At 45.5% G+C, this 11,097-nt stretch carries 9 protein-coding genes, 3 tRNA genes and 1 rRNA gene; all 13 read right to left on the bottom strand.

The window, feature by feature from the left end:
* Nucleotides 1-296: 296 nt before the first annotated feature.
* On the bottom strand, nucleotides 297-1,562 hold the full coding sequence (gene purD / locus T357_RS0113525; RefSeq protein WP_031553653.1) for a phosphoribosylamine--glycine ligase: 1,266 nt from the start codon (nucleotides 1,560-1,562) through the stop codon (nucleotides 297-299).
* A 123-nt stretch (nucleotides 1,563-1,685) separates the two neighbouring features.
* Nucleotides 1,686-2,276: a phosphoribosylglycinamide formyltransferase gene (gene purN / locus T357_RS0113520; protein ID WP_031553651.1), complete on the bottom strand. Its 591-nt coding sequence runs from the start codon at nucleotides 2,274-2,276 to the stop codon at nucleotides 1,686-1,688.
* A gap of 21 nt (nucleotides 2,277-2,297) precedes the next feature.
* Nucleotides 2,298-3,482 carry a phosphoribosylaminoimidazolecarboxamide formyltransferase gene (locus tag T357_RS0113515; protein WP_031553648.1) on the bottom strand — a complete coding sequence of 395 codons (1,185 nt, stop codon included), beginning with the start codon at nucleotides 3,480-3,482 and terminating at the stop codon, nucleotides 2,298-2,300.
* Nucleotides 3,483-3,616: 134 nt separating this feature from the next.
* Nucleotides 3,617-4,342 (bottom strand): IMP cyclohydrolase, encoded by a 726-nt coding sequence (locus T357_RS0113510; RefSeq protein ID WP_031553646.1) that lies wholly within the window; start codon nucleotides 4,340-4,342, stop codon nucleotides 3,617-3,619.
* A 207-nt stretch (nucleotides 4,343-4,549) separates the two neighbouring features.
* Nucleotides 4,550-5,599 carry a phosphoribosylformylglycinamidine cyclo-ligase gene (purM, locus tag T357_RS0113505; protein WP_031553644.1) on the bottom strand — a complete coding sequence of 350 codons (1,050 nt, stop codon included), beginning with the start codon at nucleotides 5,597-5,599 and terminating at the stop codon, nucleotides 4,550-4,552.
* Nucleotides 5,600-5,701: 102 nt separating this feature from the next.
* Complete coding sequence (purF, locus tag T357_RS0113500; RefSeq protein ID WP_044917004.1) at nucleotides 5,702-7,201, bottom strand: amidophosphoribosyltransferase; 1,500 nt, start codon at nucleotides 7,199-7,201, stop codon at nucleotides 5,702-5,704.
* Nucleotides 7,202-7,344: 143 nt separating this feature from the next.
* Nucleotides 7,345-7,836, bottom strand: coding sequence for a 5-(carboxyamino)imidazole ribonucleotide mutase (gene purE / locus T357_RS0113495; RefSeq protein WP_031553639.1), 492 nt, complete (start codon nucleotides 7,834-7,836; stop codon nucleotides 7,345-7,347).
* 119 nt (nucleotides 7,837-7,955) lie between these two features.
* On the bottom strand, nucleotides 7,956-8,114 hold the full coding sequence (locus T357_RS21240; protein WP_155991450.1) for a hypothetical protein: 159 nt from the start codon (nucleotides 8,112-8,114) through the stop codon (nucleotides 7,956-7,958).
* A gap of 149 nt (nucleotides 8,115-8,263) precedes the next feature.
* Complete coding sequence (gene htpG, locus T357_RS0113485; protein ID WP_031553636.1) at nucleotides 8,264-10,354, bottom strand: molecular chaperone HtpG; 2,091 nt, start codon at nucleotides 10,352-10,354, stop codon at nucleotides 8,264-8,266.
* A gap of 154 nt (nucleotides 10,355-10,508) precedes the next feature.
* Nucleotides 10,509-10,582 (bottom strand) — tRNA-Ile (locus T357_RS0113480).
* A gap of 24 nt (nucleotides 10,583-10,606) precedes the next feature.
* A tRNA-Thr gene (locus tag T357_RS0113475) sits at nucleotides 10,607-10,679 on the bottom strand.
* Nucleotides 10,680-10,683: 4 nt separating this feature from the next.
* A tRNA-Asn gene (locus T357_RS0113470) sits at nucleotides 10,684-10,756 on the bottom strand.
* A 92-nt stretch (nucleotides 10,757-10,848) separates the two neighbouring features.
* Nucleotides 10,849-11,097 (bottom strand): 23S ribosomal RNA (locus T357_RS0113465); the annotation flags it as partial.

Below are 11,097 nucleotides of genomic sequence, written 5' to 3'. Positions count from 1 at the left end.
TCTGTGTGGTGGACCGTCCGGAAAATGCGAGGGATGTGCGCAGGCCCACGAGATTGAAAGTACAGCCTCACAGACATGTTCGCCCAGAATGCACAGGTGTGTGCATTCTGATCGGACATGTCTGCGAGTCTGTTCTTTCAACTCGCAAGCCTTTGCACCCATCCCTCACATTTTCCTACACTGTGTCGGGCGGTAATATTAAATATCTGATACATCATAGCTACCATGCTAACTTGGCATTTCTACGATAAAACAGTTACAGAATGTGTAGATATGTATTATTCGATGTACTAGTGTTACTGAAGTGCCTTCAGTGCTCGCTGTCCTATATCTTTTCGCATATGCATGTCCTGGAATGTAACCTTTGATGCACTGGCATAAGCTTTGTCGATGGCTTCTTTGAGGGTGGGGGCGATTTCTACTACGCCCAGGACGCGGCCGCCGTGGGTGTAGAGTTTGCCGTCCTTCAGGTCAGCACCTGCGACGAAGACATTATCCACTTCATCAATGCCGGTGATTTCGTAGCCGGACTTGTAGGAAAGGGGATATCCGCCGGAGGCTTCAACGATGCAGCAGGCAGCGCCGGACTTCCACTTAACTTCAGTCTCTGCAAGAGTGCCGTTGGTTGTGGCCTGCATGATGGTGAGAAGGTCGGAATCCAGCAGCGGAAGTACAACCTGAGTCTCGGGATCTCCGAAACGGCAGTTGTATTCGATGACCTTAGGTCCATCCTTCGTGATCATGAGACCGAAGTAGAGACAGCCTTTGAAGGTTCTGCCTTCCTTGTTCATAGCCTCGATGGTAGGTTTAAATATTTTCTCCATGCACTCTGCTGCTACGCTGTCTGTGTAGTAAGGATTCGGTGCGATGGTGCCCATGCCCCCGGTGTTGAGACCTTCATCGTTGTCATTTATACGTTTGTGATCCATGGATGAGATCATGGGAACTACAACCTTGCCGTCGGTGAAGCTGAGTACTGAAACTTCAGGTCCCTCGAGGAATTCCTCGATAACTATCTGGTCACCGGAAGCTCCGAACTTCTTCTCTTCCATTATGGTCTTGATACCATCGAGAGCCTCTTCACGGGTCATTGCGATGATAACGCCCTTACCAAGTGCGAGACCGTCAGCCTTTATGACTGTAGGTATCGGACAGGTTTTAACGTACTCCTCTGCCTTCTCGATGTCATTGAAAACCTCGTAAGCGGCAGTTGGGATGTTGTATTTCTTCATGAGGTTCTTGGAGAATACCTTTGAACCCTCGATGATGGCAGCCTTGGCCTCAGGTCCGAAAGCAGGGATTCCTGCCTCCTTGAGAGCATCAACAGTGCCGGCAACAAGTGGATCATCCGGAGCCACAACCACATAGTCAAGAGCCTTCGACTTGCAGAAATCAACAACGGCAGCCACATCGGTTGCCTTTATATCAGGAACACACTCTGCGTCCTTTGCGATACCGCCGTTTCCGGGAATCGCATAAATCTTCTCGATAGAAGCATTCTTCTTTAATGTCTTAATGATGGCGTGCTCACGACCGCCGCCACCTACAACACCAATCTTCATAACTTACCTCCGAAGTCATATACAGGTCTGGTTGATCCGACAGGGATATGACTTTAAGAATGGGAGAAAATGCAGGAGTGGGCAGGCGCCCGCTTGAGCATCTTCTCAGTCTGTTTAATTACTTTATGCCTTCGCTTCCCGGATCTCCCTGCTCATCATCTCAGCAGCCTTCGGAAGCAGCTTCCATTCAGCCTGTTCCATGACCCTCTTCTGAAGCACCTCGGGAGTATCACCGGGCTCAATGTCTACAGCCTTTTGAAGCAGTATGCGTCCGCCATCCGGAATCTCATTTACAAGATGAACCGTAGCGCCGGTAACCTTAACACCCCTTGCAAGGGCCGCCTCATGAGGCTTAAGTCCGTACATGCCCTTTCCGCAGAAACTCGGAATAAGTGAAGGATGAATGTTGATGATCCTGTCAGCATATTTCTTTGTGAAAGCCTCACTCAGAATTGTGAGATATCCCGCAAGGATGATAAGCTCAATCCCGTTCTCATCAAGAACCTTAATAAGCCTCTCCTCATCCTTCTGCACAACCTCATGTTTAATTCCTGCGTTCTCCGCTCTCTCCAGAGCATATATCCCCGGTCTCGATCCAACCACTAAAGTGATCTCCCCGTCAGGAATCTCGCCCCTCTTCTCCGCATCAATCAGTGCCTGCAGATTTGTTCCGCCCCCACTGACCAACACCGCAATTTTTGTTTTATTATTCATATATTTTCTCGACCCATTTAATCAGTGATGGAACAATCTCATTCCGGTGAAGCAAACCACCATATCATACTTATCAGCTGTCTCAATAACGTGATCATCTCTGATTGATCCGCCCGGCTCAGCCACATAAGACACACCGGACTTACGTGCACGCTCGATATTGTCACCAAACGGGAAGAATGCATCAGAACCGAGAGCTGTACCTGTAAGCTTTCCGAGGTACTCCTTCTGCTCCTTTCTTGTGAAAGGTGCCGGCTGCTCGGTGAAGTACTGCTGCCAAGCGCCGTCGCCGATGACATCCTCAAACTCCTCTGAGAGATAAACGTCGATAACATTATCACGATCGGCTCTTCTGAGACCCTCCTTGAAAGGAAGATTCAGGACTCTGTCGCTCTGACGGAGATGCCAGTGGTCAGCCTTGTCGCCTGCGAGACGTGTGCAGTGGATTCTGGACTGCTGTCCGGCACCCACACCGATGGTCTGACCATCCTCTGCGTAAGCTACTGAGTTTGACTGAGTATACTTAAGAGTGATAAGGGCGATGGTCATGTTGAGACGAGCTTCTTCAGGGATGTCCTTATTCTTTGTTACGATGTTTGCAAATGCCTCATCTGTAACCTTGTAGTCATTTCTGCCCTGCTCAAAGGTCACACCGAATACCTGCTTGTGCTCTGCGGCAGCAGGCTTGTAGGAAGGATCGATCTTAATCACATTGTAAGCGCCCTTCTTCTTTGACTTAAGGATCTCAAGAGCCTCATCTGTATATCCCGGAGCGATAACACCGTCGGAAACCTCACGGTGAATGATCTTTGCGGTTGTGGCATCGCAGATGTCAGAAAGAGCGATGAAGTCACCGTAGGAAGACATTCTGTCCACACCACGGGCTCTTGCGTAAGCGCAGGCAAGAAGTGAATCATCGAGACCCTCGATGTCATCCACGAAACAGGCTTTCTTAAGTTTGTCGGAAAGCTTTCTGCCGATGGCAGAGCCTGAAGGAGAAACGTGCTTGAAGGATGCAGCAGCCACATGGCCTGTAGCTTCCTTAAGGTCGGAAACCAGCTGCCAGCTGTTAAGAGCATCCAGGAAGTTAATGTATCCGGGACGGCCGTTCAGGATTTCGATAGGAAGCTCGGATCCGTCATGCATGTAGATCTTTGCAGGCTTCTGGTTTGGGTTCATTCCATACTTTAATTCAAATTCTTTCATAGTGTTCTCCTACTATTAATACTGGTTTTGGAGCCTTAACAATGTCTTACGGATGCAAAGCTATCCGGCTCCTCTGTATTCTCAAGTTTCATCATTTAATTCTGACGTAAGGATGTCAATCTGGTTTGTTTATGTCAGTTGATCTTCTCGAACTTGTTAACCAGCTTGTTCTCAACGCTTCTGCCGGTAACGTCTATATAGCGAACATAAAGCGAGATTTTGTTATCTTCATTGAGATTATTCCAGATAAGCTGCTTAAGCTCCTCTGCTGTATTAGGGATGGCTACACGCTCAGGCTCGCCCTCGAAGGTAGGGATAGGATTGCCATTCTCTTTGTAAGTGTGAATGAAATGTCCGAGACCATTCTGGAGCTTGTAGGAAAATGTATATCTCGCACAGTCTGTGCCGTCTGCGTCCTGTGACTTAAGGATGGACATTTTGTAGTTTTCTGAATCATCAAGGGTAACAACACCGCTGATTCTCGGAGTCCAGTTAGGGCCGTCCGGCTCAAACTCTCTGGTCTCAAGAGCTTCCTCAAAGGTATTTCCGTCTCTCATAAAATCATAGATGGTGTCGGTCTGATCGCCGTTGGTAACGATGAGGTTGTCACCGATCTTTCTTATGGGACTGTAAATGATGAGGCTGGGATCTTCAACCTTGCTGGAATCAGCAGGATAAATGGTCACTGTGTCACCATCCTCTGTGAACACACGGTTTCTTGAGTTTGCTGAGCGACCCATAATGAAATACGCTATAGCGATGGATCTTCCATCCTCTGATTTACCGATAACGATTCCGCGTCCGGGATACTCATTGTTTTTAAGAAGCTCGCCGAGATTTGCTACATCATATGTTGCCATAATTTTCCTCCCAAAATCATAGATATAAGATACATAGGACAGTGTTCTGACCTTTGCATGTAAACATTAGATAATTTGATAATGAAGTGAATAACTGTCAGGTATCAGAACAGATAGATATGCCTGCAACGGTGTCTGTCCTGCCGCTTTAAGCTTTCCAATATCTTCCGGTCAGAGCAGATGGACAGCCTGTAACGGTATCTGTCTTCATTCGAGAATAACCTTGTCCTCAGACTTTACTATCTCTCCAAGGTGATATGCCTCTATGCCGTTTGCTTTGAGAACCTCGATGGCCTTTGCTTCATCCTCCTTAGCAACCACAACGCTCATTCCGACACCCATGTTGTAGGTATTGAACATATCACGGGTTGTGATATCTCCGGTCTTCTGGATGAGCTTGAAGATAGGAAGAACCTTTACATCATCCATTTTTATCTTTGCACCGAAGCCGTCAGGAATGGATCTTGGGATGTTCTCATAGAATCCGCCGCCTGTGATGTGGCTAATGCCTTTGACCGTAACGTTCTCAAGAAGCTTGAGGATCGGCTTTACGTAAATGACTGTAGGAGTAAGAAGTGCTTCGCCGAGAGACTTTCCATCGAGATCTGAAAGAGGCTTAGTCAGTTCTTCTTTGCTGATGTTATCGATATCAAAAACCTTTCTCACCAGTGAGAAACCATTGGAATGAACACCGGAGCTTGGAAGGGCGATAACAACATCACCTTCCTTCATGGAGTTATTGTCGATGATATTTTCCTTATCAACGATACCAACGGAGAAACCAGCAAGGTCGAACTCGTCCTCAGGATAGAAGCCCGGCATCTCTGCTGTCTCACCGCCTACGAGAGCACTGTCACTCTGTACGCAGCCTTCTGCAACACCTTTTACGATGTCAGCGATCTTCTCAGGAACATTTTTGCCGCATGCAATGTAGTCAAGGAAGAAAAGGGGCTTTGCGCCGCAGCAGATGACATCATTCACACACATGGCAACACAGTCGATACCAACAGTGTCATATTTCTCCATAAGGAATGAAATCTTAAGCTTTGTTCCTACACCGTCGGTTCCCGAAACAAGAACGGGGTGCTTATAACCCTCGGGAAGCTCGAACAGTCCGCCGAAACCGCCGAGACCCGAACAAACGCCCTCAGTCATGGTTCTTGCTACGTACTGTTTCATAAGCTCAACGGATTTGTATCCGGCTGTGATATCAACACCTGCATCCTTGTATGCTTCGCTATAGCTCTTTGTATTCATGATTACTCCTTTATATAAGCTGCGTCATCTGACTTAAACGAAAGACTGGCGCCGTGGTTCAGTATCTAAAATCGAATAATATGTTCTGAAAGTCAGAGGTCATCAGTCTTCAAACTTCTCGATATATTCACCTTCCGGAACTCTTTCCGAAGACTTAACTGTATGTCTGTCTTTCCAATCCTTTGAGATCTTCTCTTCAAAACGGTTCTTTGAAGTTACGGAAGGAATCTCAGTAGGATACTTTCCGTCGAAGCAGGCGGTACAGAAACCCTTCCGGCCTGTGGGATCTGCTATCCTGATGACATTCTCAACCGATATATAGCCCAGGGAATCGGCACCGATGATCTTTGCGGTTTCTTCCACCGAATGATGACAGGCGATGAGGTTGTCACGGGAGTCAATGTCTATGCCGTAGTAGCAGGGGTTCATAAATGGAGGCGCTGTTATACGCATGTGAACTTCCTTTGCGCCGGCTTCTCTCACTATGCGAACCAGGCGTTCACTGGTGGTTCCGCGGACGATGGAGTCATCTACCAGGATTACCCTCTTGCCTTCTATCTCGGATCGGATGGCGTTAAGCTTGATCCTTACCAGATTTTCACGCTCTGTCTGACCCGGAGCGATGAAGGTACGGCCGATATATTTGTTCTTGAGAAGTCCGATACCGTAAGGAATACCTGACTCTCTTGAGTAACCGACTGCGGCATCCAGACCGGAATCAGGTACACCGATGACTACATCTGCGTCAACGGGATGCTCCTGGGCAAGAAAACGTCCGGCCTGCACTCTCGCCTCATGAACAGAGGCACCGTCAAGAACTGAATCAGGACGTGCAAAATAGATATATTCGAAAACGCACATGGAGCGCTTAACTTTATTGCAGTGATCTTTTATAGAGCGGATTCCGTTGTGGTCTACAACTATGATCTCTCCCGGCTCCACATCCCGAACCAGCTTTCCGCCTACTGCCTCGATGGCACAGGACTCACTGGCAAAAACCACGGAACCGTCTTCGAGCTTTCCATAGCAGAGAGGATGGAAACCGTGCTCGTCTCTTGCCGCTATAAGCTTGGAAGGAGACATTATCACAAGAGAATAGGCTCCATGAAGCTTATCAAGGGCGTTGTTGACAGCCTGCTCTATAGAACCGGTATTGATGCGCTCTCTCGTTATGATATAAGAGATTGCTTCTGTATCCGTAGTTGACTGGAAGATACAGCCGTTCATTTCGAGTTCTGAACGGAGCTCATATGAATTTACAAGATTGCCGTTGTGGCAAAGAGCCATACGGCCTTTTACATGATTTACAACGATAGGCTGAGTGTTGATACGATTGGTGATACCGCTGGTTGCATAACGCACGTGACCAACAGCTATCTGACCGTTTCCGAGACGCTCTATCTCACTGTTGGGCATAGCCTCACTTACAAGGCCGAGTTCACGGCGAAAACGGAAAATTCCCTCATCGTTGACAACAATACCTGCAGATTCCTGACCTCTGTGCTGCAGGGCATAAAGTGCGTAGTATGTAAGACGCGCCAATGGTTTGGTGTTTTTTGAATAAATACCAAAAACACCGCACTCCTCATGAAGTTTACCCATAAATCTCCTTAATAATTAAAACTGTTATGTGGTTGATTAATGCTTACATCTTGTAAACATCCGTAAGTTAATGTGTACGCTCATTTTTAAACCGGTTCAAAAGTGGCTGCACACAGTAGCTTTTAATGCAGATAAGGTGAAGATCAATTAAATTGAGCTTCTATGGCTGCGTTTTTTTCTATGATCTTTTTGTGATTTTCATCACGTTCAGCCTGAAGCTTTTCTGCAAGGCCCTCATCTTCCACTGCAAGTATTTCTATTGCAAGAAGTGCAGCGTTTTTTGCTGTGTTAACACCAACTGTGGCAACAGGGATTCCGGGCGGCATCATAACTGTGGAAAGAAGTGCATCCATTCCATCAAGAACCTTGGAAGAACAGGGGATGCCGATGACGGGAAGTGTTGTATTGGCTGCTATGGCACCTGCAAGATGTGCAGCCATGCCCGCTGCGGCAATGATGACACCAAAGCCATTCTTTCTTGCGGATTTTGAAAACTCAGCGGCCTCCTCGGGAGTTCTGTGGGCACTGTAAACATGTACTTCTACGGGAACGCCATAGTCCTTAAGTACTGAAATGCCTTTTTCTACAACGGGAAGATCTGAATCGCTTCCCATGATGACAGCAACTTTTCTCATAAATCTCCTTTGTTTGAAGTGATGCCATATAAGTCCTTCGTATTGCTGCGCCGGTGTTTCTGCTTGATATCGGACTTATACACTAAAAAGGGGAACAGCATAAAGCTGTTCCCCTTAGGTTACACTATATTTTTGATTGCATTACGGCAGATTACAGTATTTCCGATTGTAATATCACACACGGAAACAGACTCACAGAAAATCGCATGAAGAACATGCTGACCTGAGGATACGAGGGCAGAATATGCTTTATAGTGAACAGTATCTGAAAATCCCATTCGCTTCATCCTGACAAATCCTTTCAACGTAATCTTATAACGACAACACTCAAAATTATATTAAATGCAAATATTTCCGTCAAGACGGTAAAAGCGCTGTAATATTTCTGATTTTAAAACAGTAATTTGGAATTATATTGCATTGACATTTATTCTGCCATTTTGAGGAGGATATCGTTTGATCTCTCAATGAACTTTGTCATCTCCTCTGCAGGAAGCGGAGACTGCTGGATTCTTGCAAGATCGTAAAGCTGTTCTGAAATGAGATTGATAGTCTCTTTCTTTGCTTCATCCTTGCCGTTCTCCATAAGGTACTTAACAAGAGGGTGCTCAGTGTTAAGGATAAGTGTTTCCTGAACCGGCATATCGGCCATGCCCTGCATAGCATACATCTTCATCATGTCATTCATACGACGGCCTTCTTCGGATATAGAAAGCATAGCTGCGGTTTTAGCCTGGGTCATCTTCTGAAGCTTAACGGTAAGAGTTTCCTTCTTTGTAGCTGTTCTTATTTCTGTTTCAAGGGACTTTGACTGCTCCTCAAGAAGCTTCTCCTCATCTTCTGAAGTATCAGCCTTAAATTCCTCTGTAAGATCGGCATCAATTCTCTTGAAATGTACTCCCTGATTTTTTGCTTCTAGTTCTGAAATGAAAGGCTGATCGATACGCTCAGGAAGAACAACGGCATCTTTGCCGGCTTCCTTGAACATTGCGATATACTGACTCTGCTGTACAGCATCGGTTACATAGTAGATAACCTTGTTCTTTTCCTTTTCAGCTTCTCCGGAATCTTTATTGTCTTCGGTCTTTGTCTCGGAAGCTTCGGTGTTCTCTACGGTTGTTTCAGCTGAATCATTTGAAGATGCGTCAGCATTATCATTTTCTGTATCAATCTTGTTTACTTCAAGACACTCGGGAAGAGCAAGATACTTTCCATTGATATCCTTGAAGAGGATGTAGTCTGTCATCTTCTTGCAGAACTTATCGTCACGGAGACAGCCATACTTGATGAATGGTGCGATATCATCCCAATACTTCTCGTAATTCTCTCGATCTACCTTGCACATTCCGGAGAGCTTGTCGGCTACCTTCTTTGTGATGTAGTCAGAAATCTTCTTAACGAATCCATCATTCTGAAGCTGAGATCTGGAAACATTAAGGGGAAGATCCGGACAGTCGATGACACCCTTGAGAAGCATCAGGTACTCAGGGATAACTTCCTTGATGTTATCTGCAACGAACACCTGGTTGTTGTAGAGCTTGATGGTTCCTTCTGCTGACTCATATTCCATATTGATCTTAGGGAAATAAAGAATTCCCTTAAGGTTATACGGATAATCCATGTTGAGGTGGATCCAGAACAGAGGCTCCTTGTAGTCGTGGAATACCTTGTGATAGAAATCGATGTAGTCTTCCTTCTTGCACTCGCTTGGAGACTTGGTCCAGAGAGGATTTGTATCATTAAGAAGAACAGGTCTCTTCTCTATCTTTACTTTTGCGGGAGTCTTGGTTTCCTTGCCATCCTTGTCGGTTTCTGTCTTTTCAGGAATTTCCTCGAGAACAACGTCTGTATCATTCTTCTCATCGGCATCGATAGTCTCTGTATCCTTTGGAAGCTTTGTGATATAGATCTCAACCGGCATGAAAGAACAATACTTATCAATGATCTCTCTCATCTCCCATTCATTGTCATATTTGAGACAATCATCATTGAGATGAAGAGTGATAACTGTACCTATATCGGTTTTATTTCCTTCAGTCAATTCGAAATCGGTTCCGCCGTTGCAAACCCAGTGAACAGCCTTTGCACCCTCTTTATAGGAAAGAGTATCGATTTCAACTTTATCTGAAACCATAAATACACTATAGAAACCAAGTCCGAAGTGACCTATAATCTGATCATCGTTAGCTTTATCTTTATAGGTATTGATGAAATCTGTAGCACCTGAAAAGGCGATCTGGTTAATATATTTGTCAACTTCCTCTTCAGTCATACCGAGACCGTTATCTTTGATGGTAACTGTACGCTTATCTGAATCTACGATGACATCTACTCTGCCTTTGTAGTCTGACGGCTTTGTAAACTCACCGATCAAGCTTAACTTATCAAGCTTTGTGATAGCGTCACAGGCATTTGAAATAACCTCACGGACAAAAATATCCTGATCGGAATACATCCACTTCTTTATAATAGGGAATATATTCTCAGAATTAATTGATAATGAACCTTTCTTAGACATGTAAACACCTCTTTATTTTCTAAAATCGATAGTTTGTAGTATATCACCGCCGTTAGCACTCTGCAAGTTTAGCTGCTAACAATTCATAATTAATTCACATTCCATAAAAAAGAGAATAAAAAAAGAGATAATCTCTAAAAGATTATCTCTAAACTGGAACCGCGGGGACTCGAACCCTGGACCGATCGGTTATGAGCCGACTGCTCTAACCAACTGAGCTACGGTTCCATCATCTTGAATTAACAAGATAAAAGCCGGGATTCGGACTCGAACCGAAGACCTACTGATTACAAATCAGTTGCTCTACCAACTGAGCTATACCGGCATAACTCCTCCAGTTGGACTTGAACCAACGACACCGCGGTTAACAGCCGCGTGCTCTACCGACTGAGCTATGAAGGAATATTTATATGAAGTATCGTACCTTCAAAACAGCATACCATTTATGAATCATTCCCAGTAATCCATCTAAACCTCTAACCTTTCCAGCCTTTTTGGACAAGCCCTCGACCTATTAGTAACTATCACCTGAATGCTTTACAGCACTTACAGCTTAGCCCTATCTACCTCGTAGTCTTCAAGGGGTCTTACTCTTAACGATGGGATATCTCATCTTGAGGGTGGCTTCACGCTTAGATGCCTTCAGCGTTTATCCAGTCCCGACATGCCTACCCTGCACTGGAGTTGATCTCCAACAGGTCCAACAGAGGTCAGTCCATCCCGGTCCTCTCGTACTAAGGACA

This window comes from Oribacterium sp. FC2011, from assembly GCF_000701645.1.
Taxonomy (GTDB): domain Bacteria; phylum Bacillota; class Clostridia; order Lachnospirales; family Lachnospiraceae; genus Oribacterium.
The sequence above is the reverse complement of the archived record's forward strand: the minus strand, read 5'-3'. Positions and strand labels throughout refer to the sequence as shown.

Excerpts from the sequence above, each read along its gene's own strand:
- purD (WP_031553653.1), bottom strand. The coding sequence starts at position 1,562 with ATGAAGATTGGTGTTGTAGGTGGCGGCGGTCGTGAGCACGCCATCATT.
- purN (WP_031553651.1), bottom strand. The coding sequence starts at position 2,276 with ATGAATAATAAAACAAAAATTGCGGTGTTGGTCAGTGGGGGCGGAACA.
- T357_RS0113515 (WP_031553648.1), bottom strand. The coding sequence starts at position 3,482 with ATGAAAGAATTTGAATTAAAGTATGGAATGAACCCAAACCAGAAGCCT.
- T357_RS0113510 (WP_031553646.1), bottom strand. The coding sequence starts at position 4,342 with ATGGCAACATATGATGTAGCAAATCTCGGCGAGCTTCTTAAAAACAAT.
- purM (WP_031553644.1), bottom strand. The coding sequence starts at position 5,599 with ATGAATACAAAGAGCTATAGCGAAGCATACAAGGATGCAGGTGTTGAT.
- purF (WP_044917004.1), bottom strand. The coding sequence starts at position 7,201 with ATGGGTAAACTTCATGAGGAGTGCGGTGTTTTTGGTATTTATTCAAAA.
- purE (WP_031553639.1), bottom strand. The coding sequence starts at position 7,836 with ATGAGAAAAGTTGCTGTCATCATGGGAAGCGATTCAGATCTTCCCGTT.
- T357_RS21240 (WP_155991450.1), bottom strand. The coding sequence starts at position 8,114 with ATGGGATTTTCAGATACTGTTCACTATAAAGCATATTCTGCCCTCGTA.
- htpG (WP_031553636.1), bottom strand. The coding sequence starts at position 10,354 with ATGTCTAAGAAAGGTTCATTATCAATTAATTCTGAGAATATATTCCCT.